The following is a 21860-nucleotide window of genomic DNA, read 5'->3' on the forward strand; positions in this document are numbered from 1 at the left end:
CCGGCCCGGGCGGGGCGGGGTGCGTGCGGTTGCCGGGCGGAGGAGGAGTCGACGCGATGGGGCCCCTCCCGTGCGAGCGCTGCCGGAGCCGGCGACGGACGACGACGCGGCCGGTGTGCGTGCCACGCCCCGCGACGGCGAGGGGAATCGGGACGAGCCCCTGGGTCAGGGCGCGAGGATCACCGAGCGTGTGAGGTGGCGTGGGCTGTCGGGGTCCAGCCCGCGGGACGCGGCGACGGCGACCGCGAGCCGCTGGACGCGGACGAGTTCGGCGAGCGGGTCGAGGCGCCCGGCGATCCACAACGCGCCTGTGTCACGCACCTGTTCGGCGAGTCCGTCCGGTGCGTCGCCCAGCATCCAGGTCGCCGTGCCCCGGGTGCTGACGCTGATGGGGCCGTGCCGGTACTCCATCGCCGGGTAGGCCTCCGCCCAGGCCAGCGCGGCCTCGCGCATCTTCAGTCCGGCCTCGTCGGCCAGGCCGACCGTCCAGCCGCGCCCGAGGAAGGTGAACTGCCCGCACTCCACCAGACCTTCGGGCAGCGGCTCCGTCAGGGCGGTGCGCGCGTCGGCGACGGCCGCTTCGGGGTGGAGGCCGAGGTGGGCGCGGAGCAGGGTGAGGGCCGTGGTCGCGAACCGGGTCTGGACGACGGAGCGTTCGTCCGCGAAGTCCAGGACGGCGAGTTCCCCGGCGGCCGTGCGCACGGGCGTGTCGGGGTCGGCGGTGATCGCGGTGGTGCGGGTGGTGCCCTTCAACCGGCCCAGCAGGTCCAGGACTTCGGTCGTGGTGCCGGAGCGGGTGAGGGCGACGACCCGGTCGTAGCGGCGGCCGTGGGGGAACTCCGAGGCGGCGAAGGCGTCGGTCTCGCCCTGGCCCGCGCCTTCGCGCAGGGCCGCGGCGGCCCGCGCCATGAAGTACGAGGTGCCGCAGCCGACGATCGCGACCCGCTCTCCCGGGGCGGGCAGCGCCTTCGCGTGGTGGGCCGCCTGCGACGCGGCGCGTGCCCAGCACTCGGGCTGGCTGGTCAGCTCGTCCTCGACATGCGTCATCCCGCACCCTCCGCTCTGATTGTTCCTGCAAGATAGCGCCAGTTTTCGAGCATCATCAAGCATTCGGCCGCTTCGGGTGCGCTAGGGTCGCCCGGAGATCGAGACGTGGAGGTGCGGATGTCGCGCGACGCCCGCTGGAAGGCGCTGCTGGAACTGCTCGTGGAGCGCGGCCGGCTGGACGTCGAGGACGCGGCGGCCGAGCTCGGGGTGTCGGCGGCGACGATCCGCCGTGACTTCGACGGGCTCGCCGAGCAGCAGATGCTGGTGCGCACCCGGGGCGGTGCGGTCGTGCACGGCGTGTCCTACGAGTTGCCGCTGCGCTACAAGACGGCCCGCCACGCCTCCGAGAAGCAGCGCATCGCCAAGGCGGTGGCGGACCTGGTGGCGCCGGGCGAGGCGGTCGGCCTGACCGGGGGGACCACCACGACCGAGGTGGCGCGGGCGCTGGCCGTGCGCGGGGACCTGGTGTCGGGGGCGCCCGCGCTGACCGTGGTGACGAACGCGCTGAACATCGCGAACGAGCTGGCGGTGCGGCCCCAGTTCAAGATCGTGCTGACCGGAGGGGTCGCGCGGGCCCAGTCGTACGAGCTGGTCGGGCCGCTCGCGGACGGGGTGCTGGGGCAGATCACCGTCGACGTGGCGGTGCTCGGTGTCGTCGCCTTCGACGTGACGCACGGCGCCGCGGCGCACGACGAGGCGGAGGCGGCGGTCAACCGGCTGCTGTGCGAGCGGGCGGAGCGGGTGGTGGTCGCCGCCGACTCCAGCAAGCTGGGGCAGCGGGCGTTCGCCCGGATCTGTGCGGCCGAGGCGGTGGACACGCTGGTCACGGACACGGCGGCCGACGCGGAGGCGGTGCGGCGCTTCGAGGAGGCCGGGCTGCGGGTCGTCACGGTCTGATGGCGGCGGTCCGCCGGCGGCGGCTCTAGGCTTGGGCTGAGGCGCCTACCGGGCAGGGAGGCTGTCATGGGCGGAGCGGCACGAAACCAGGGCGGGCGGCGGTACGTTCCGATCGCCGAGCACGGGCTGATCGGCGATCTGCGCAGCGTGGCGCTGGTGGGGACCGACGGCACGATCGACTGGTACTGCTGCCCGGCCTTCGACGCGCCGAGCGTGTTCGCCTCGATCCTGGACGCGGAGCGCGGTGGCTGCTTCGAACTGGCGGCGACCGTGCCGGCCCGGACCAAGCAGTTCTACTTCCCCGACACCAACGTCCTGATCACCCGGTTCTTCACCGAGGACGGGGTGGGCGAGGTGCAGGACTTCATGCCGGTCGGCGGCGGGCCGGCCGAGGCGGAGCGGCACCGGCTGATCCGGCGGGTGGTGTGCGTGCGCGGCTCGATCCCGTTCCGAACGCGGGTGGCGCCCCGGTTCGACTACGGCTCCCTGCCGCACACCGTCCGGCTGACCGGTGACACCGCCAAGTTCGAGACCGAGAGCCTGACGCTCGCGCTGACGGCGACCGTGCCTCTGGAGGTGGACGGGCCGGACGTGTGCGGCGACTTCAAGCTCTCCGAGGGCGACTCGGCCGTCTTCGCGCTGGACAAGGTCGGCGGCGATGTGACGCCCCGGCGCTGCGCCCGCACGGAGGCGGAGGAGCAGTTCGCGGCGACGGTGGCGTACTGGCGGCGCTGGCTGTCGGCGTCCCGGTACAAGGGCCGCTGGCGGGAGATGGTGCACCGCTCGGCCCTGACGCTGAAGCTGCTCACGTACGCGCCGACCGGGGCGATCGTGGCCGCGCCGACGACGAGCCTGCCCGAGGAACTGGGCGGGGAGCGCAACTGGGACTACCGGTACGTGTGGGTGCGTGACGCGGCCTTCTGTGTGTACGCGCTGCTGCGGCTGGGCTTCACCGGGGAGGCCGAGGCGTTCATGGAGTTCGTGACCCGGCACATCAGCCCGGGTGACGGCAAGACCTCCGGACCGTTGCAGATCATGTACGGCATCGACGGGCGCACCGAGCTGCCCGAGCGCACCCTGGATCACCTGGAGGGCCACCACGGCTCCGCGCCGGTACGGGTCGGCAACGCGGCGGCCGACCAGCTCCAGCTGGACATCTACGGCGCGCTGATCGACTCCATCTACCTCTACGACAAGTGGGCCAAGCCCATCTCCAGCGGCCACTGGGACAACGTGTGCGCGCTGGTGGACTGGGTGTGCGCGCACTGGGACCAGCCCGACGAGGGGATCTGGGAGACACGGGGCGGGCGCAGGAACTTCCTGTACTCGCGGCTGATGTGCTGGGTGGCGATCGAGCGGGCCATCCGGATGGCCAACCGGCGCGGCCTGCCGGCCGACCTGCCGCGCTGGCGGGAGTGCCGCGACAGGATCTACCGGCGGATCATGAGCCGGGGCTGGTGCGAGGAGCGCGGGGCGTTCGTCCAGCACGAGGACGGTGACGTGCTGGACGCGGCCGTGCTGATGATGCCGCTGACGAAGTTCATCGCTCCCACCGATCCGAAGTGGCTGTCGACGCTGGACGTGCTCACCGAGGAGCTGGTGTCCGACTCGCTGGTCTACCGCTACGACCCCCGCTCCAGCCCCGACGGACTGCGCGGCGACGAGGGCACGTTCTCCATCTGCTCCTTCTGGTACGTCGAGGCGATGGTGCACGCCGGCCGGATCGACGAGGCGCGCCTGGCCTTCGAGAAGATGCTGACCTACGCCAACCATCTCGGGCTGTACGCAGAGGAGATCAGCCACACCGGGGAGCAGCAGGGCAACTTCCCGCAGGCGTTCACGCACCTCGCGCTGATCAGCGCGGCCTTCAATCTGGACCGGGCGCTCGGCTGACGCTCAGTGCCCGTGACTGTCGTCCGCATGCCCCTCGGGGGTACCGGACCCGGGCGCCGCTCCCCCGGCGCGAACCGTGAACGCGGCCGTGTGGACCGTGCCCTCGTGCTTGAAGTCGAGGAACAGGCGGTAGGAGCCTGAGCTGGGTGCCGTGGCCGTGAACGAGATGTCCGGGCCGGGCCTGGTCGTGCCGTCGCCGGGTTCGCCGTTCGGGTGGACGTGCAGGTAGGCGAGGTCGCCGGAGCGCAGGGCGACCAGGTGGCCGTACGCGCCGAGGTAGGGCTGGAGGTCGGTGACGGGCTTGCCGTCGCGGGCGACCTTCAGCTTCAGTTCGCTCGCCTTGCCCGGGCGCAGGGCGCCGGTCAGCCGCACCTCGTAGCCGTCGGCCCGGGCCGTGGCGCTCTCCTTCGGCAGCTGCCGGGCCTGGTACGGACCGGAGGCTGCGAGGTCCGCGCCGAGGGTGAGGTTCTCGGCGGCCTTCTTGTCCGGGGTGAAGTCGGCGAAGACGCGGTAGCCGCCCGCACGGGGCAGGTCCACGGGGGTGCTCCAGGTGCCGTCGGCGGCGCGGGTGGGGTGCAGATGGCGGTAGGTGACCAGGTCACGTGAGGCCACGATGAGGTGCAGTTCCTTGTCGTGCTCGCGCTGGTAGGCGGTGACCGCGCGGCCGTCGGCGTCCCGGACGGTGAAGCGCAGGCCGGCCCGCTTGCCCGCGGTGACGCGCGGGGTTTCGAGGTCGAGGGTGTAGCCGCCCTCGGAGATCTGCAGGCCGCCGGCCGGGGGCGTGTCGTGGCCGGCGTGGCCGGCGCCCTGCTCCGGCTCCGGGCCGGGCCGGGTGTGTTCGTCCTCGTGCTTCGGGGGGCTGTCGGCGACGACGGGGCCGACGCCCTGCCCGACGCCGTAGGCCGCGCCGAAGGTCGCTGCCAGCGCGGCGGCGAAGGTGGTGATCCTCAGTCCGTTGTTCATGGCCGTCGGCTCCTTCAGGTATCCGGGCCTCCCGCTCCGATGCGGGGCCTCCATGCAGCTCACCATACCCCCGGGGGGTACCAAGTCAAGTGATGCCCGCGCTTGCATCGTATACCCCATGGGGGTATACAGGAACTCGGCGGGGGAATACCCCCGCCCCGTATCTCCGCATCTGTTGGATTCGCCCAGAGGAGGCACCCGATGCCCGCCACCACCTACGCCGTCTCCGGAATGTCCTGCGGCCACTGCAAGGCCACGCTGACCAAGGTCATCGGCGAGCTGGACGGGGTCAGCGGTGTCGAGGTCGACCTCGGCAGCGGCCATGTCACCGTCACCGGTTCCGCCGAGCCCGACGACGCCGCCATCGCGGAGGTTGTCGACGAGGCCGGCTACGAGCTGACCGGGAGGGTCTGAGCCATGAGCACCGGTACGACGACCGGCACGAACGCCGAGGTGGAGCTCGCCATCGGCGGCATGACCTGCGCCTCCTGCGCCGCGCGCATCCAGAAGAAGCTCAACCGCATGGACGGGGTCACCGCCACCGTCAACTACGCGACCGAGAAGGCGAAGGTCAGCTACTCCGGCGGCGTCTCCGTCGGCGACCTCATCGCCACCGTCGAGGCGACCGGGTACACCGCGCAGGAGCCCGTGCCTCCCGCGGAGCAGACCGACGAGGCGCCCGGGACCGACGGGCTGCGGCCGCTGCGCGAGCGGCTGGTCACGGCCGTCGTGCTGTCGGTTCCCGTGGTGGCCATGGCGATGATCCCGGCGTTGCAGTTCGAGTACTGGCAGTGGCTGTCGCTCACGCTGGCCGCGCCCGTCGTGACGTACGCGGCGTGGCCCTTCCACAAGGCGGCGCTCACCAACGCGCGGCACGGCGCGGCCACCATGGACACCCTGATCTCGGTGGGCACCTCGGCCGCGTTCCTGTGGTCGCTGTGGGCGCTGTTCCTCGGCACCGCCGGCACGCCGGGCATGACGCACCCCTTCGAGCTGACCATCCAGCGCACGGACGGCGCCGGGAACATCTACCTGGAAGCCGCCGCCGGCGTGACCGCCTTCATCCTGGCCGGGCGGTACTTCGAGGCCCGCGCCAAGCGCAAGGCGGGCGCCGCGCTGCGGGCGCTGCTGGAGCTGGGCGCGAAGCACGTCACGGTGCTGCGGGACGGCGGCCGTGAAGAGACCGTTCCCGTCCCGGACTTGAAGGCCGGCGACCGCTTCCTGGTCCGGCCCGGCGAGAAGATCGCCACGGACGGGACGGTCGTCGAGGGTTCCTCCGCCGTGGACGCCTCGATGCTCACCGGCGAGTCCGTGCCTGCGGAGGTGGGCTCGGGCGATCCGGTCACCGGTGCCACGATCAACGTCGGAGGACGGCTCGTCGTGCGGGCCACGCGGGTGGGCGCCGACACGCAGCTGGCCCGGATGGCCCGGCTCGTGGAGGACGCGCAGAACGGCAAGGCCGCCGCGCAGCGGCTCGCGGACCGGATCTCCGCCGTGTTCGTGCCCGTGGTGATCGCCCTCGCTCTCGGCACGCTGGGCTTCTGGCTGGGCAACGGCGCCGGGCTGACGGCCGCCTTCACCGCGGCGGTCGCCGTCCTCGTCATCGCCTGCCCCTGCGCCCTGGGGCTGGCCACGCCGACCGCGCTGATGGTGGGCACCGGACGGGGCGCCCAGCTCGGCATCCTCATCAAGGGCCCGGAGGTCCTGGAGTCCACGCGCCGGGTCGACACCGTCGTCCTCGACAAGACCGGCACGGTCACCACCGGCCGTATGACCCTGCTGGCCGTGCACACCGCCGAGGGCACGGACGAGGCCGAAGTGCTGCGGCTGGCCGGGGCGCTGGAGCACTCCTCCGAGCACCCGATCGCCCGGGCCGTCGCCGACGGGGCGCTGGAGAAGCTGGGCGCGCTGCCCACGCCGGAGGACTTCGCCAACGTGCCCGGGCTCGGCGTGCAGGGCGTCGTCGAGGGCCACGCGGTGCTCGTCGGCAGGGAGCGGCTGCTGGCCGAGTGGGCCATGGAGCTTCCCGCAGGGCTGACCCGGGCCCGGGCGGCGGCCGAGGAGGCCGGGCGCACGGCCATCGCGGTCGCCTGGGACGGTGAGGCCCGTGCGGTGCTGGAGGTGGCCGACGCGGTGAAGGACACGAGCGCGGAGGCGGTCGGCCGGCTGCGGGCGCTCGGGCTCACGCCGATCCTGCTGACCGGGGACAACGAGGCGGTGGCCCGGTCGGTCGCCCGGGAGGTGGGCATCGAGGAGGTCATCGCCGAGGTGCTGCCGCAGGACAAGGTCGACGTCGTGAAGCGGCTGCAGGCCGAGGGCCGGTCGGTGGCGATGGTCGGCGACGGCGTCAATGACGCGGCGGCCCTCGCCCAGGCCGATCTGGGCCTCGCCATGGGCACCGGCACGGACGCCGCGATCGAGGCCGGTGACCTGACCCTCGTCCGCGGCGACCTGCGGGCCGCGGCGGACGCCATCCGGCTGGCCCGCCGCACGCTCGGCACCATCCGCTCGAACCTGTTCTGGGCCTTCGCCTACAACGTGGCGGCCCTGCCGCTGGCCGCGGCCGGCCTGCTCACCCCGATGATCGCCGGGGCGGCGATGGCCTTCTCCTCGGTCTTCGTGGTCGGCAACTCACTGCGGCTGCGCACCTTCCGGGCCGCCGGCTGAGATACCGGCGGATCAGGGACGGCGCCACACCAGCGTGTAGCGCCAGAGCAGACGGCGGCGCAGGCGGACGCCGGGGAGGACGGCCCGGGCCTCGCGCGCGATCTCGGTGAAGGACAGGTCCGCCGGACGGGTGGGGGCGGTCATCGAGACCGGGCGGGGCACCGGGCGGCCCCGGCTCTTCAGCAGCGCCAGGACGACGTTGAGCGGGATCGACACGATGCCGAGCAGATGGTCGACGGGCGTCCGCGCCCGGGCCAGGCCGACGATCACCAGGGTGCCGCCGGGGGCGAGATGCTCACGGAAGGCCGAGAGCGCCTCGGTGAACGGCAGATGGTGGACGGCGGCGACGCAGGTGATGACGTCGTACGACCGCTCACCGAGACCGGCCGGCGCGTCGGCCGCCGTGTACGTCACCGGGGCCGCCGCCGGGGTCAGCTCCCGCGCCCGGGCCGTGATCCCCGGGTCGGCGTCGATGCCGTGCACGCGCTGCGCCCGCAGGGCCAGCAGCCGGGCCAGGTCGCCCGTGCCGCATCCCACGTCCAGGGCGCTGCCCACCCGCCCGGGGAGCTGCCGCAGGGTCCAGCGGTGGAAGTGCGCGTTGTGGTCCCAGGGGCGGGCGGCGTGGAATCGCTCCAGCGCGCGCAGGACCCGGCGGGGCAGAGGTGACATGTGCTCAGTGTCGCGGCTCACGGGTGACCGTCGGCCGTCCGGGCACTCGGGAGGTACCGGGTCGCAGGGGCGCCGAGCGTGCGCCGGGCGTGAGCCGGTACCTTGCTGGGGAAGGCCACTGCGGGGAGAAGCACATGACCGATCCGACGACCACAGACGCGGACGCCCCCCGTCCGCTCCGAGACGCCCGGGACTCCGCGGGCGCGGCCCGCCGGCTCCTGAGCGCCGTGTTCGGCGACCTGAGGGCCGTGGACGGCGCCCTGTACGCGGCGGTGGCCGCCACTCCCACGCCGACCCTGGACCGGACGCTGCGCCACCTGTCCCACGCGGCCGATCACTCCAAGATCTCGTTCGGCATCGCCGCCGCCCTGGCCCTGGGCGGGAAGCGGCCGCGCAAGGCCGCCCTGGTCGGCGTCGGCGCGATCGCCGTGGCATCGGCCTCCGCCAACCTGCTCGGCAAGCGTCTGGTGCGCCGGGCGCGGCCCGACCGGGAAGCGGCACGGGTGACGGTGGACCGGCACGTCAAGATGCCGACCTCGGCCTCGTTCCCGTCGGGCCACACGGCGTCGGCGGTCGCGTTCGCCACCGCCGTCGGCGTGGTCATGCCGCCCGCGGCGGTTCCGCTCGGGGCGCTGGCGGGTGCCGTGGGCTACTCACGCGTCCACACGGGCGTGCACTACCCGGGCGACGTGGCGGCGGGTGCGGTCCTCGGCATCGCGAGCGCGGCGGCGGCCCTGGCGGCAGCGGCGGCCACACCCTCGGCGCGGACGCAGGCTCTGCTCACGGCTGCCCGATCGTGGCCGCGGATCGGCGTCATCGGCGCCCTGCGCCGGTGAGCCGCGGGTCGGCCGGGCGCGGGGGCACGCCCCGCCGCCCGGCGCCCTCGCGGTGACGAACCGTCAGCCGAAGGCCCGCACGGCCTGGTAATACGTCCAGGCCGTGCTGGTGCAGGAGGTCTTCGTGCCGCCGCTGTAGGCCGCGCAGACCCTCTTGAGGTCCTCGTAGAAGGCGCTGTCGAGGCGGGACTTGTTGGCGCTGAACGTGCCAGCGGCCTTGTAGTTGCGGTAGCCGAAGTCATGGCGGGCGCAGGACATCGAGAAGGGGAAGCCGAACGGGTTGTCCGGCGAGGACGAGCAGTAGTCGGTCGACCAGTCGAAGGCGTACGCGGCCCAGGCGGCCTGGTTCGCCCGGGCGGCGGCCCAGGTGCTGTGGCTCGACGCGCTGGTCTGCGTCCAGCCGGCGAGTACCTGGGGCTTGTCGGCGGGAGCGGCACTCGCGGTCGCGGCGGTGCCGACGACGGTGACGAGGGCCAGGGTCGAGGCGGCAAGACCGGTTGCGAGTCTGCGGTGCATCCCACACCTCCATGAGGCTGCGACCCGCCCATCGAGCCGCAGGTTCATGACAAGAGAATGACCGCCTCCCGCCGGGGCTCACACCTGATGCGCACCAACAGCCCCTGAATTTCCGGCTAGTGTAGGAGAACGGCGGCGGACCGGCGTACGTCGACGGCCGTGAGCGCCAGGGCCAGCGGCCCGGGGGCGAGGAAGGCCAGCGGCAGCAGCATCCAGGCGCACAGTGCGGCCGTGGCCAGGGCGAGCAGGACCAGGCCGCTGCCGCCCACGTCCGCCACCGCGTCCCGGCCTGCCCCGCGCACCGCCGCACGCCAGTCGGTGAGCGACTCGGGGCGTCCGCAGGCGCGCAGGCCGACCACCGCCGCGCACGCGCCGATCACCGCGGCCGCCACCGCGAACAGTGGCGCCCCCTGCAGACCGGCCCCGGCCAGCGCCAGGTCGGCGGCCAGGAGCAGCAGCCCCGCCAGGGCCACGGCTCCCGCCACCAGGTCGCCGAGGCGCGAGCGCCGCCGCAGCAGGGCTGGCCGACACGCCCACGAACATGGACGGCTTGAAGTGCTGGCCGGGTGTGCCGTCCTCGCCGGACGGCATCGGGGCGAGGGCGACGCCGCCCTTGACGAGGGCGGCGAAGCCGCTGGCCGGGGCGTCCCAGTTGGCGTCGGTGACGGCCTTTCAGCGTCCCAGCGGGGTGTTCTCGACGGAGCCGTCGAGCTGGGTGGTCTGCTCGGCGGGCGAGACGGCGCCCTGGCGGCGCAGCCGGTCGGTGAAGGTCCACCAGCGGGTGAGGTCGCCGGCGGTGAAGCCCAGTTGCCCGCCCTCGGTGTAGAGGGCCTTGCCCCGGCCGCGCAGCCAGACCTCGAAGGCGTCCTCGCTCTGGCCGGGGTCGGTCGCCCCCGGCTTGCCGGTCTTCTTCGCGAGGGCGCGCATCGTGTCCGCCCACTGGCTCCAGGTCCAGCCGTCTCCGGGCAGGGGGACGCCCGACTGCTTCCAGGTCCGGACGTCGTAGGCGACGGTCTCGGTGCCGCGGCCCTGCGGGATCGCGTACTGGACGTCGTCGACGCGGCCGGTGGCCAGCAGGCCCGGGTCGATCTCGGAGGTGCGCAGGACGGACTTCCGCCGCGCCAGGTCGAGCAGGACGCCGCCGGAGGCGTACTGGTCGATCTGGCGGTAGTCCAGCTGCATCACGTCCGGGGCGTCACCGCCGGCCGCCTGGGTGGCGAGCTTCTGCTCGTAGGCGTCGTAGCCGGAGAACGATGTCGTCACGTCGACGTCCGGGTGCTGCTTCTCGAACAGTGCGACGGCCCGCTCGGTGCGTTCCGCGCGGTCGGGGTTGCCCCACCACGTGTAGCGCAGCACGACCTTGCCGCCGCCTGCGGACTCCCCGGATCCTCCGCAGCCCGCCAGCACGGCACACAGTCAGTGCGACGGCCGACGCGCAGAACCCCATTGTCCTGTTTCCGGGCATGCCGAAGTCACTCCTCTCGACGGAGTTTCGGTTGAGCCCCCCTCAGATCCCCCTCAGACTCCTTCAGGCCCCTGCTGCTACTCCCCCTGGTACGGCAGCGTGGTGCCCGGCAGCGCGTACTCGTCACGCCGGCCGCACATGCCGAAGCCGCCGAGCCGGGTGGGCGCGGTCTCGTGGGCGGTGGCCTCGCCCAGATAGGCAGGTTCGCCGTCGGCGAGGGCGTCGAGCTGGGCGCCGGTCCGCTCGGCGGTGGCCAGGGCGCCCGACCGCCACAGGGCGCGCCAGGTGGCCACCTTGTCGCGCACGAGCCGGGCGGCGGCCCGCTGGAACTCCAGGTACGGGCCGTTGTCGCCGGCCACGAGGGCCTCGCGCAGCCCGAGGTAGCCCTCGACGGCCAGGTCCCTGCGGCGCCGGGCCGCCGCCGCCGTCTCCGGCCCGGTGCCGGGCGGCAGGGCCGCCGCCGCGGCGTACCGGCCGGGGTCGGCGAGCACCTCGGGCGGGAAGGTGAAAACGGCGTCCCCGGCCTCGGGCAGGCCGCTGTTCTGCATCAGCACAGTGATGCGCAGATCGCCGCCCTGCACCATGCGGTGCACGGTGCCCGGCGTGAACCAGGCGATCGAGCCGGCTTCGAGGGGGATGTCCCGGTAACCGTCGGGGCTCAGCGTCTGGACCGCGCCCCGGCCGCCGGTGACGACGTACGCCTCCGTGCACACCAGGTGCAGGTGCGGGCTGCCGCCGCAGACGCCGTCGGCGGCCTCCCAGTCGTAGGCGCTGAGGTGCGACAGGCCGATCGCACCGGGCAGCGGGTGCGGGAGTCCGGCCTGCTCGGGTTCGCTCACCACGCCAGGCCCTCCAGGTGTGCGCCGACCCGGTCGCGGTCCCAGGCGCCGTCGGCCACCACCAGCCGGTAGCGGTAGGCGAAGGACTCGCCCGGCGGCAGCTCGAACTCCTCGAAGAACGCCCAGGAGAAGGCGACCGTCGGGAAGGGCTCGGAGCGGACGAACCAGTGCGACTCGTGGACCGGGGAGGCCGCGTCGAGGTTCTCGGGCGCGTGCGCGAAGACCAGGGTGGAGTGGCCGTCGACGTCGTCGTGCTCGGTGGTGAAGGCGAGCCAGGGGCCCTGGGTGCCCATCAGCTTGCCCGCGTCGGCGTCGGTGTCCGGGGCGAAGACCGTGCCGCCGGTGAAGTCGCGCGGGCCGCGCCACTGGAGTCCGGTGTAGCCGGCCATCTCGCGGCCCGCGGTGGTCGGGGAGCCGAAGACCAGCGGTGCGGAACGGGTGTTGGTGAGGCGGATCGACCAGTCCAGGGCCCACGAACCGGCCTCCTCGTCCACCGAGTGCACGGTCAGGCCGCGCACCTCGCGCGCCCACTCCTCGCCGCCGTTCTCGATCCAGGTGAGGTTCTCGGTGAAGGCGAGACGGTCGTCCTCGACGGTGAAGTCACCGAAACCGTCGTGCCGCATCGAGCCGACGCGCTCGGGCAGGGGGAGGTAACCCTGGCCGTGGACGTAGCAGTTGCCGCCCCAGAAGTTCTGGCCGGACAGATGGCTCGCGGTCATCTGCAGGCCCTTGTGCCAGCGGTGGTCGTTCGGGCGGTAGCCGGTGACCGTGCGGCCCGCGAGGGTGCGCACCGGGTGGGCATAGGGCTTGCGGGACTCGAAGGGGTCCGGGTCGGGGCGGTAGACGTAGCGGAGGATTTCCGTGCCGCCTGCGGTGACGGCGATGTCCTCGCCGTGCGTGTGGGTGACGCGGATGGTCATGCGCGCTCCTTGGGGGCCCAGTCGGGGTACTCGCCGTGCATGGCCTCGTAGAAGGGGTCACCGGGGCCGATCTCCCCCGCGTGCACCGAGCGGCCGGTGAACGCCGCCTTGTACAGGGCGGCGGCGAACTCCAGGGTGGCGCGGGCGTCGCGGCCGCTGCCCGGGGGCCGGGTGCCGTTGTCGTAGGCGTCGAGGAGTGTGCCCAGCTGGGCGGTGTGGGAGCTGGGCACGTCGGCCGCGGGGGTGCGCCAGGCCGTGGCGCGCTCGGAGGCCACGTGCGGGGCCGGGGTGTAGGCCCAGCTGTCGTTGCTGTGGCCGTACAGGTGGGTGAGCTCGACCGTGGCGTCGGCGCAGTCGATGCGGATGCGGCTCACCTCGTCCGGGGAGAGCACGCTGTTGACGACGGTCGCGAGGGCGCCGCTGCGGAACCGCACCAGGGCGGTGGAGACGTCCTCGCTCTCGGTGTCGTGGACCAGGCGTGCGGCCATGGCCCGGATCTCCTCCCACTCGCCGAGCAGGTGCAGGAGGAGGTCGTACTGGTGGATGCCGTGGCCCATGGTCGGGCCGCCGCCCTCGCTGGCCCACTTCCCGCGCCACGGCACCGCGTAGTACGCGGCGTCCCGGTGCCAGGTCGTCTGGCAGTGCGCGACCAGCGGGGCGCCCAGCTCACCGCTGGTGATCAGCTCCCGGGCGTGCACGGCGCCGGAGCCGTAGCGGTGCTGGAAGACGACCGCCGCGTAGGCGCCGGAGGCCTCCTCGGCCGCGGCGATCTCGTCGTACTCGGCGAGCGACAGGGTCAGCGGCTTCTCGCACAGCACCCAGGCGCCCGCCTTCAGCGCGGCCACCGTCTGGTCGCGGTGCAGGGAGGGCGGCGTCCCGATCAGGACCAGGTCGGGGCGTACGGCGTCCAGCATCGCGTCCATCGAGGTGTACCCGGCGACCTGCTCACCGGCCAGCTCACGGAAGGCGTCGAGGCGCTCCTGGTCCACGTCGACGGCGGCCACCAGTTCCACCCGGTCGGAGTGGGCCCGCAGCGCGGGCAGATGGCTGCCGCCGACGATGGCTCCGGTGCCGACGACGGCCACGCGGCGGCGGGTGGGGGACAGGGACATGCGGCGCTCCTCGGACGGCCGGCGGACACACGCTTGGAAAGCGCTTGCACTCGGAAGGGACCCTAGGCGCGAGAGAATGTCTGGACAACCCCCCTACGGCGACCTGCACAAGGTCTGCCCGAGCATCGTCCCAGCTTGGGACGGAGATTCGGGCTGCCGCCCCCGTCGTGGAAACGGCATTCCACCACCTCGCCGCTGGGGCTGACCCCACCTCGAACCGGCTGCCAGCCGGAGTGATCGGACGGCGGTCCGTCCCTACCGTTCTGTCGCACAGCGCCCCTCTTCGGCATGTTCCCGCCGGCCCGCGAGGGGACGATCGGCGACAGAAAGGACTTCCCCACGTGTTATCCCGTTCCCCGGGAACCACGCGAGCCGCCCTCACCCTGACGGCCGCCGCCCTCGTCTTCACGGCCCTGCCCGCCACGGCCCGGGCGGCCCCGGAGCCCCTCGCCCGCTACCACCAGCAGCACCTCACCTGGAAGAGCTGCGCGCTCGGGCCGGACGACACCACCGGCAAGGAACTGGCGCAGGCCGGCGCCCGCTGCGCCGACGTGACCGTACCGCTGGACTACTCCGACCCCCGCGGGCGGACGATCACCATCGCGATCTCCCGGATCCGCGCCACCGACACCGGCCGCCGCGTCGGCCCCCTGCTCCTCAACGGCGGTGGTCCCGGCGGGTCCTCGCTCGGCGATCCGCCCTGGGTGCGCGACGCGATGAAGGACGTCGCCGCGCGGTACGACGTCGTGGGTGTCGACCCCCGCTTCATCGGCCGCAGCACCCCGCTGGACTGCCGCTGGCCGACCGGCTCGGCCTGGCGCGGAGCGGGTGAGGACCGGGCCGGCTTCGACCGCACGGCGGCCTTCTCGAAGGGCCTCGCCGACCGCTGCCGCGCCCACGCGGGCGACGCGCTCCCCCATGCCACCACCCGCAACACCGCCCGCGACATGGACGTCGTCCGGGCCGCGCTCGGCGAGCGCCGGATCTCCTACCTGGGCTACTCGTACGGCAGTTACCTCGGCGAGGTGTACGCCTCGATGTTCCCGGGCCGCACGGACCGGGTCGTCCTGGACGGTGTGATCGACCCCGACCGCTACAGCGCCCGGCTCTGGCGGGGCACCGAGCCCGCCAACCGCCACGCCCTGAGGGGCTGGGCCTCCTGGGCCGCCGCCCGCGACACGGCCTACGGGCTGGGCCGTACGCGCGGCGAGGTGCTGGCGACGGTGGAGCGGATCCGGGCCGCGGTGGCCCGCACCCCGCTGCGGCTCGGCGGGCACCGGCTGGACGAGCACGTCATGCCCCTCGTCGTCCTCAACGGCCTCTCGCAGCACAACGACGCCGCCTACGGGGACTTCGCGCAGGGTGTGCGGGACATGCTGCGGGCCTCGCGGAGGGAGCGGGTGACGCCGTCGCCTTGGCTCGCCGGGGTGCTGGAGTTCGTGCTCACGGGCACCGACTCCCCCTACGGCAGCGCGCAGACGGCGATCATCTGCGGCGACAACGCCGCGCCGCGTGATCCCGAGGTGTACTGGCGCGACGTCCGGCGCGGCCGCGCCGGGGACCCGCTCTTCGCGCCCGTCACCGACAACATCAACCCGTGCGCGTTCTGGGACCGGCCGCGCGAGCGTCCGTCGCGGATCCGCGACGACCTGCCGGCCCTGCTGGTGAACGCCACCGGGGACCCGCGGACCTACTACGACGGCGCCGAGGCCGTCCGCGAGAGGTGGTCCTCCTCGCGTCTGGTCACCCTGAAGGGGGCCGACCAGCACGCGGTGTACGGCGTCTACGGGTCGGCTTGTGCCGACGGCGCGGTCAACGCCTACCTCGCGACGGGTCGGCTGCCGGCGCGGGACATCGACTGCGCGGCGCGCACCACCCCCTAGGGGCTTCTGTCCGAGGGGCTTCTGTCCGCGACAGCAACCGGCCCTGGTGGTCACCGCCCGCGGGCGGTGACCACCAGGGCCGGCATGCCGGGTCAGGACTCGACGATCTTGCGCACGTTCTCCATGGAGCCGCAGCCGGCCTTCAGCTGACGCTCGCGCTCCTGCACGAACGCCCGGCCCAGCTCCTCCCGGCGCGCCATCGCCACGTTCTCCCGCGCGCCGTTGAGGATGGTGCGCTCCTCCTCGTCGGCGTGGTGGTTGACGGCCTCCACCAGCTCTTCGAGCTTGGAGTCCCACTCCTCGGAGCCGACCTCCTCGACCTGGAGGAGCTCCAGGAGGGCCTCGTTGCCCTCGTCGTGCTCGTGCTCGCCGTGCTCGACCTCTTCGTCATCGATGTTCTTGTACCGCTTCAGCGCCGGGTAGACCTCGGCCTCCTCGGCCTGCGCGTGCGCGATCAGCAGGTCCGCGAACTCCCGCAGGGCACCCGCCCGGTCGTCCTCCACGCTGCGCATTCGCCGGAAGAGGTCTTCCATGCGCCGGTGGTCCTGAAGAATGAGTTCTACTACGTCTTGTGTATCGGCCATGGAAAAGGAACGCCTTTCCTCGGAGAGAATCGGGCCACTTTCGTTTACCCCATTCCTGACGTTTCGCTCGCCACATGCGGCGGTGCGCCCGTCTACCAGCGATACCAGCGGCCCTTACGGCCACCACTGTCCGCGGTGCGCAGCACGAAGCCGAGCAGCCACAGGACCAGCACGATCACCGCGATCCACCACAGTGCCTTCAGCGCGAAACCCGCACCGAAAAGGACCAGGGCCAGCAGCAGGACGAGAAGCAGGGGAACCATAGTTATCAACCTCCGCTCCTCCGATTGCCCTGCCAGCAAGCGAACACACAGGCGAATTTCAACGTTTCTTCACATGAATCAAGGGCACATGAACTGCTTTTGGCCGGGCGGCGCCGCCGAAGCCCGGTCACCCCGCTGACCGCAAAGACCAAAACCTCCGTTGGTTCCGCAAGGGAGACAGCTCGCCGGGGCCCGGGCACCATGTGGCCCACGTCACCCTCCCCCACAGGGCGTATCCCTACCCGCATCGACGTACCGACAGGTGGTGGCACTCGTGCGCCTGCGCACCCCCCTCGCCCTGCTCGGGGCCGCCGTGCTCGTGCTCGTCGGACCGCCGCTGCTGACCACCGGCAGCGGCTCCGAGACCGGCACACAGATCCCTGGCCTGCGTTTCATGGTCCCCAACACGCCCGGCGGCGGCTACGACATCACGGCCCGGACGGCCGCGAAGAACGCCGAGGACGCCGGACTCACCCACAACATCGAGGTGTTCAACCTGCCCGGTGCCGGCGGCACCGTGGGCCTGAGCCGGCTGGTGAGCGAGCACGGCAACGGCAAGCTCGCCATGTCCATGGGCCTCGGAGTCGTGGGCGCCGTCCGTTCCAACGACGCCCCGAAGACGCTCGGGGACACCACGCCGATCGCCCGGCTCACCGAGGAGCAGGACGTGGTCGTCGTGGCGAAGGACTCGCCGTACAAGACGATCGACGACCTGATCGGCGCCTGGAAGGAGAACCCCGGCAAGCTCCCGGTGGGCGGGGGCTCCTCGCCCGGCGGGCCCGACCACCTCGCGCCGATGCTGATGGCCCGGGCCGCCGGGATCCCCCCGAAGCAGGTCAACTACATCCCCTTCGACGGCGGCGGCGAACTGCTCGCCTCGATCCTGGGCAACAAGGTCGCCTTCGGTGTCTCCGGGGTCGGCGAGTACCTGGACCAGATCAAGGCGGGCGAGCTGCGCCTCCTCGCGGTCACCGGCCCGAAGCGCGTCGGCGGGCTCGACGCGCCCACGCTGAAGGAGGCGGGCTACGACGTGAACTTCACCAACTGGCGCGGCATCGTCGCCCCGCCCGGCCTGAACGACGGGGAGCGCGACAAGCTCGTGAAGCTCGTCGAGGAGCTCCACGACTCGGCCGAGTGGCGGGGGTCCCTGAAGCAGAACGGCTGGGACGACGCCTTCCTCACCGGCGAGAAGTTCGGCGCGTTCCTCGACGCCGAGGACAAGCGCGTGGTTTCGGTGCTGAAGGAGCTGGGACTGTGACGACGCAGACCGACATAACCCCCGCCGAGACCGGCGGCGCACGGCGCTCGTGGCTGCGGGAGCACTCCGAACTCGGCGTGTGCGCACTGCTGCTGGCGCTGGGCGTCCTCGTCCTGACCGACGCGCTCACCATGGACGTCGACATCGCCCAGCGCGGCCCGGTCGGCCCGAAGACCGTGCCGATCGTGGTCGGCGCCGGCCTGCTGCTCATCGCCGCCCTGCTCGCCCTGGACGTGCTGCGGGGCGGCCGGGGCCAGGCCGAGGGCGGTGAGGACATCGACCTGTCCGAGCCCGCCGACTGGCGCACCGTGCTGCTGCTCGCCGGGGTGTTCCTCGGCGCTGCCGTGCTGATCGAACCGCTCGGCTTCCCCATCGCGGGCGCGCTGTTGTTCTGGGGCGCGGCCTACGCGCTCGGCAGCCGCCGGATCGACCGTGATCCGCTCATCGCGGCCGGGCTCTCCCTCGTCACCTACACCGTCTTCAACAACCTGCTCGGAGTGCCCCTGCCCGGCGGTCCGCTGATGGGAGTGCTGTGACATGGATGCCTTCAACTCCCTTCTGGACGGGTTCGGTACGGCCCTCACACCGGTCAACCTCCTGTGGGCCGTCATCGGTGTGCTGCTCGGCACGGCGATCGGCGTACTGCCCGGCATCGGCCCCGCCATGGCGGTCGCCCTGCTGCTGCCGGTGACGTACGGGCTCGACCCGATCGGCGCGTTCATCATGTTCGCCGGCATCTACTACGGCGCGATGTTCGGCGGCTCGACCACCTCCATCCTGCTCAACACGCCCGGTGAGAGCGCGGCGGTGGTGGCGGCCATGGAGGGCAACCCCATGGCCAAGTCCGGACGCGGCGCCCAGGCCCTGGCGGCGGCCGCCGTCGGGCACTTCGCGGGCGGCCTGATCGGCACGCTGCTGCTGGTGGCGCTCGCGCCGACGGTCGCGAAACTGGCCGTGGACATCGGCGCGCCGGACTACTTCGCCATCATGGTGCTGGCGTTCATCGCGGTGACCTCGGTGCTGGGCTCGTCCCGCATCCGGGGCCTCGCCTCCCTGCTGATCGGCCTCACCCTGGGGCTGGTGGGCCTGGACCAGATGACCGGCCAGCAGCGCCTGACGTTCGGCTCGCTCCAACTGGCCGACGGCATCGACGTGGTGATCGTCGCGGTCGGGCTCTTCGCGATCGGCGAGGCCCTGTGGGTGGCGGCGCACCTGCGGCGCAGACCGCCGGAGCCGATCCCGGTGGGGCGTCCCTGGCTCGGGCGTGACGACGTGAACCGGACCTGGAAGTCATGGCTGCGCGGCCCGTTCATCGGTTTCCCGTTCGGCGCCATCCCGGCGGGCGGCGCGGAGATCCCCACCTTCCTGTCGTACGTGACGGAGAAGCGCCTGTCGAAGCACAAGGACGAGTGGGGCAAGGGTGCCATCGAGGGCGTCGCGGGCCCGGAGTCGGCGGCGTCGGCCTCGGCGGCGGGCACGCTGGTGTCCATGCTGACCCTGGGCCTGCCGACCACGGCGGTCGCGGCCGTGATGCTGGCCGCGTTCCAGCAGTACGGCATCCAGCCCGGCCCGCTCCTCTTCGAGCGCGAACCCGACCTGGTGTGGGGTCTGATCGCCTCGCTCTTCGTCGGCATGGTGCTGCTGCTCGCGCTGAACCTGCCGCTGGCGCCGGTATGGGCGAAGCTGCTGCGCATCCCCCGGCCCTACCTGTACGCCGGGATCATGTTCTTCGCGGCGGTCGGCGCTTACGCGGTCGGCGGCGAGGTGATCGACCTGGTGATCCTGCTGATCATCGGCCTGATCGGCTTCGGTATGCGCCGCTACGGGCTGCCCGTGCTGCCCGCCGTGATCGGCGTGATCCTCGGGCCGAACGCCGAGCAGCAGTTGCGGCGCGCCCTGCAGATCAGCGACGGCAGCGTGACGGGGCTGGTCAACACGCCGTTCGCGGTGACCGTGTACGCGGTGATCGTGCTGCTGCTGGTGTGGCCGCTGCTGAGGAAGGCGGTGACGCGGGGCCGCGCCGGGGCGGCCTGACCCGGTCAGCGCGGCACCCGCTCCCGGGTGCCGTCCGGGAAGCGGATCTCCACCTCACCGGACACGGCGACCCGTACGCGCGTACCTGAACCTCGCGCGTGCGGGTCGCCGTTCCCCTTCAGGTCGCCGTTCACCTCCGGGTCGGCGCTCAGCACGACGAGGGTGACCAGGAGGTGGGTGCCGCCCGGGTGGGCGGGCAGGGTGAGGTACGGGGTCGCCGAGTGGTGGCCGCAATCGTTGGCGCCGGCCGCGTGGGCCACCGCCGCCCGGGCGTCCTGCCACCCGTACAGTCCCACGATCGTGCTGGTCAGCCCGTCGGTGCGCCGGGCCAGCGCCCGGCCCGGGCCGAGGGGGGTCCGGAGTCGTCGGCGACGGCCCATCCGCCTTCGCGTACGGGCATGCCGGGTGGCGCGTCGACGCGGTGCACGCGTACTTCCCACGGACCGTGCACCACACTGACCGTCTCGATGCGATGCCCTTCGCCGCTGCCGGGGAGCACGGCCCGGTGCCAGGAGGCGGCACGGGCGCCCTCGACGGTGAGGGGGTGGATGCGGCCGCGCCGGGTGGGTGTGCCGTCGGGGGCCAGCAGGGCGATCTGGTTGTCGGTGCCGGTGCGCGGGGCCGGTGGTGTCCCGGGTGCCGTGGTGCTTAATGCGCGGTCAACACTCCTGACACGGACGGAACTTGAGCCGGGGCCTCGCGCGTCAGGCCGAGAGCAGCCCTCTGCCCAGCCAGTCGGCGGAGTCCCGCACGCCGGGCAGAGCGAAGAAGTAGCCGCCGCCGGTCGGGGAGATGTAGTCGACGAGGGGCTCGTCGATCAGCCGGGTCTGCGTGGCCTCGAACTGGCGGCGCACGTCCTGCTGGTAGCAGCAGAAGACCAGCCCCATGTCGAGGTTGCCGACGTCGTCGACGCCTCGGTCGTAGTTGTATCCCCGGCGCAGGATCCGGGAGTTGCCGGTCTTCGCGGTGCGCGGGTTGGCGAGCCGGATGTGTGCGTCGAGCGGGATCGCCGTGCCGTGCGGGTCCTTGGCGTAGTCGGGACTGTCGGTCTCCCGGGCGCCGTCCAGCGGGGCGCCGGTGTCCTTGCGCCGGCCGAACATCAGCTCCTGCTCGGACAGCGAGACCCGGTCCCAGAACTCCACGAGCATCCGGATGATCCGGACGACCTGGTAGCTGCCGCCGGCCGCCCAGGAGGGCTCGCCCTGTCCCTCGCCGACCCACACCAGGTGGTCCATCTCGCGGGCCGACGCGACGTCCGGGTTGACGATGCCGTCCTTGAAGCCCAGCAGGTTGCGCTGGGTGCCGCTGGGCCGGGGCACGTTCTGGAACCCGTCGACGCGCCACCGGATCTGCAGCGCGCCCCGGGTGTGCTTGGCGATGTCGCGCAGCGCGTGCAGCACGGTGTCCTGGCGGGCCGCGCAGATCTGCAGGGACAGGTCGCCGTGGCACTCGGCGGGGTTCAGGTCGTCGTTGGGGAAGGTCCGCATGGGCGTGAGCCGGCGCGGCTTGGCCCGCGCGAGTCCGAACCGGTCGTCGAACAGGGAGGCGCCGACCCCCACGGTGACGGTGAGCGCGTCGGCCGGGACGACCGGGCCCAGGATGCCGTTGTCCGAGGGCGGGGCACCGACGCCGAGGTCCTCGGGTGTGCCGCCGGAGGTGAGGAAGCGGGCCCGCCCGGTGAGGGTCCTCATCAGATCGGCCAGTTCGGCACGGCCCTCGGCGATGACGTCGAAGGAGACGAAGGCGGCGGCCGTTTGAGCGGGGGTGAGTATCCCGGCCTGGTGTGTTCCGTGAAAGGCCACCGGGGCGGCGCTCCGCGGCTCGCCCGCCCGGGCTTGCGCGCCGCCGCTCTCGGCGAGTGCGATTGCGCCCCCGGCAAGGACGGCTCCGGCCGCTCCGGCGCCCAGGGCCGTCTTCACGAAGGAGCGGCGGCCGGCGTGGGCGGGGCAGCCCGGCGGCGGCGTGTCGGCGGACGGCATGAGGGGGTTCCCTTCGGAGTTCTCTGTCGGGTGGT

The 21860-nt window shown here is 72.8% G+C and carries 21 protein-coding genes and 1 pseudogene; 9 read left to right on the plus strand and 13 right to left on the minus strand.

Annotated elements, in window-relative coordinates:
- Nucleotides 1-165: 165 nt before the first annotated feature.
- The gene (locus HNR57_RS37010; protein WP_184567438.1) at nt 166-1047 is read right to left on the minus strand and encodes an SIS domain-containing protein; all 882 of its coding nucleotides are present in this window, start codon (nt 1045-1047) and stop codon (nt 166-168) included.
- Nucleotides 1048-1164: 117 nt separating this feature from the next.
- On the opposite strand from HNR57_RS37010, the gene HNR57_RS37015 reads away from it, so the two are divergent.
- Together HNR57_RS37015 and HNR57_RS37020 are read left to right on the plus strand one after the other, a co-directional pair.
- Nucleotides 1165-1944 (plus strand): DeoR/GlpR family DNA-binding transcription regulator, encoded by a 780-nt coding sequence (locus HNR57_RS37015; RefSeq protein WP_184567440.1) that lies wholly within the window; start codon nt 1165-1167, stop codon nt 1942-1944.
- A gap of 66 nt (nt 1945-2010) precedes the next feature.
- Nucleotides 2011-3837, plus strand: coding sequence for a glycoside hydrolase family 15 protein (locus HNR57_RS37020; protein ID WP_184567442.1), 1827 nt, complete (start codon nt 2011-2013; stop codon nt 3835-3837).
- A gap of 3 nt (nt 3838-3840) precedes the next feature.
- On the opposite strand, the gene HNR57_RS37025 is transcribed toward HNR57_RS37020, so the two are convergent.
- Nucleotides 3841-4800, minus strand: coding sequence for a DUF8832 domain-containing protein (locus HNR57_RS37025; protein ID WP_184567444.1), 960 nt, complete (start codon nt 4798-4800; stop codon nt 3841-3843).
- Between the two features lie 201 nt (nt 4801-5001).
- Between HNR57_RS37025 and HNR57_RS37030 the strand changes: the two genes are divergently transcribed.
- Nucleotides 5002-5214 carry a heavy-metal-associated domain-containing protein gene (locus tag HNR57_RS37030; RefSeq protein WP_184567446.1) on the plus strand — a complete coding sequence of 71 codons (213 nt, stop codon included), beginning with the start codon at nt 5002-5004 and terminating at the stop codon, nt 5212-5214.
- 3 nt (nt 5215-5217) lie between these two features.
- The gene (locus HNR57_RS37035; protein WP_184567448.1) at nt 5218-7467 is read left to right on the plus strand and encodes a heavy metal translocating P-type ATPase; all 2250 of its coding nucleotides are present in this window, start codon (nt 5218-5220) and stop codon (nt 7465-7467) included.
- Between the two features lie 12 nt (nt 7468-7479).
- Here HNR57_RS37035 and HNR57_RS37040 read toward each other — a convergent pair whose 3' ends face one another.
- Nucleotides 7480-8136 (minus strand): class I SAM-dependent methyltransferase, encoded by a 657-nt coding sequence (locus HNR57_RS37040; protein ID WP_184567450.1) that lies wholly within the window; start codon nt 8134-8136, stop codon nt 7480-7482.
- Between the two features lie 134 nt (nt 8137-8270).
- Between HNR57_RS37040 and HNR57_RS37045 the strand changes: the two genes are divergently transcribed.
- Nucleotides 8271-8972, plus strand: a complete 702-nt coding sequence (locus HNR57_RS37045; protein ID WP_184567453.1) for a phosphatase PAP2 family protein — start codon at nt 8271-8273, stop codon at nt 8970-8972.
- Nucleotides 8973-9035: 63 nt separating this feature from the next.
- Here the strand turns inward: HNR57_RS37045 and HNR57_RS37050 are convergent, their stop codons facing one another.
- From HNR57_RS37050 to HNR57_RS37075, 6 genes and pseudogenes are all read right to left on the minus strand, one after another.
- On the minus strand, nt 9036-9488 hold the full coding sequence (locus tag HNR57_RS37050) for a phospholipase (protein ID WP_184567455.1): 453 nt from the start codon (nt 9486-9488) through the stop codon (nt 9036-9038).
- A 116-nt stretch (nt 9489-9604) separates the two neighbouring features.
- Complete coding sequence (locus HNR57_RS37055; protein WP_246555355.1) at nt 9605-9973, minus strand: hypothetical protein; 369 nt, start codon at nt 9971-9973, stop codon at nt 9605-9607.
- A gap of 37 nt (nt 9974-10010) precedes the next feature.
- A pseudogene (locus HNR57_RS37060) lies at nt 10011-10953 on the minus strand (ABC transporter substrate-binding protein); the annotation flags it as partial.
- Between the two features lie 77 nt (nt 10954-11030).
- The gene (locus tag HNR57_RS37065; RefSeq protein WP_184567456.1) at nt 11031-11795 is read right to left on the minus strand and encodes a cupin domain-containing protein; all 765 of its coding nucleotides are present in this window, start codon (nt 11793-11795) and stop codon (nt 11031-11033) included.
- The gene (locus HNR57_RS37070) at nt 11789-12712 is read right to left on the minus strand and encodes a DUF6807 domain-containing protein (protein WP_184567459.1); all 924 of its coding nucleotides are present in this window, start codon (nt 12710-12712) and stop codon (nt 11789-11791) included. The genes HNR57_RS37065 and HNR57_RS37070 overlap by 7 nt, the downstream gene beginning before the upstream one ends.
- Nucleotides 12709-13824, minus strand: a complete 1116-nt coding sequence (locus HNR57_RS37075) for a Gfo/Idh/MocA family protein (protein ID WP_184567461.1) — start codon at nt 13822-13824, stop codon at nt 12709-12711. The genes HNR57_RS37070 and HNR57_RS37075 overlap by 4 nt, the downstream gene beginning before the upstream one ends.
- Before the next feature lie 341 nt (nt 13825-14165).
- Here HNR57_RS37075 and HNR57_RS37080 point away from each other — a divergent pair, with 341 nt between their 5' ends.
- Nucleotides 14166-15707: an alpha/beta hydrolase gene (locus tag HNR57_RS37080; RefSeq protein ID WP_184567463.1), complete on the plus strand. Its 1542-nt coding sequence runs from the start codon at nt 14166-14168 to the stop codon at nt 15705-15707.
- Between the two features lie 92 nt (nt 15708-15799).
- On the opposite strand, the gene HNR57_RS37085 is transcribed toward HNR57_RS37080, so the two are convergent.
- Together HNR57_RS37085 and HNR57_RS37090 are read right to left on the minus strand one after the other, a co-directional pair.
- On the minus strand, nt 15800-16291 hold the full coding sequence (locus HNR57_RS37085) for a hemerythrin domain-containing protein (RefSeq protein WP_184567465.1): 492 nt from the start codon (nt 16289-16291) through the stop codon (nt 15800-15802).
- Nucleotides 16292-16383: 92 nt separating this feature from the next.
- Complete coding sequence (locus HNR57_RS37090) at nt 16384-16554, minus strand: DUF5670 family protein (protein ID WP_184567467.1); 171 nt, start codon at nt 16552-16554, stop codon at nt 16384-16386.
- A gap of 274 nt (nt 16555-16828) precedes the next feature.
- On the opposite strand from HNR57_RS37090, the gene HNR57_RS37095 reads away from it, so the two are divergent.
- The 3 genes from HNR57_RS37095 to HNR57_RS37105 are packed head-to-tail and all read left to right on the plus strand — an operon-like array spanning nt 16829 to nt 19846.
- A complete protein-coding gene (locus HNR57_RS37095; protein ID WP_184567515.1) occupies nt 16829-17812 on the plus strand; it encodes a Bug family tripartite tricarboxylate transporter substrate binding protein in 984 nt (327 codons plus the stop codon).
- On the plus strand, nt 17809-18348 hold the full coding sequence (locus HNR57_RS37100; RefSeq protein ID WP_184567469.1) for a tripartite tricarboxylate transporter TctB family protein: 540 nt from the start codon (nt 17809-17811) through the stop codon (nt 18346-18348). The genes HNR57_RS37095 and HNR57_RS37100 overlap by 4 nt, the downstream gene beginning before the upstream one ends.
- Nucleotide 18349: 1 nt before the next feature.
- Nucleotides 18350-19846 (plus strand): tripartite tricarboxylate transporter permease, encoded by a 1497-nt coding sequence (locus HNR57_RS37105; RefSeq protein ID WP_184567471.1) that lies wholly within the window; start codon nt 18350-18352, stop codon nt 19844-19846.
- A gap of 5 nt (nt 19847-19851) precedes the next feature.
- Here the strand turns inward: HNR57_RS37105 and HNR57_RS40730 are convergent, their stop codons facing one another.
- Nucleotides 19852-20226 carry a T-complex 10 C-terminal domain-containing protein gene (locus HNR57_RS40730; protein ID WP_313675801.1) on the minus strand — a complete coding sequence of 125 codons (375 nt, stop codon included), beginning with the start codon at nt 20224-20226 and terminating at the stop codon, nt 19852-19854.
- Nucleotides 20227-20550: 324 nt separating this feature from the next.
- A complete protein-coding gene (efeB, locus tag HNR57_RS37115) occupies nt 20551-21825 on the minus strand; it encodes an iron uptake transporter deferrochelatase/peroxidase subunit (RefSeq protein ID WP_184567473.1) in 1275 nt (424 codons plus the stop codon).
- Nucleotides 21826-21860: the final 35 nt, after the last annotated feature.

Source organism: Streptomyces paradoxus, from assembly GCF_014202475.1.
GTDB lineage: Bacteria > Actinomycetota > Actinomycetes > Streptomycetales > Streptomycetaceae > Streptomyces > Streptomyces paradoxus.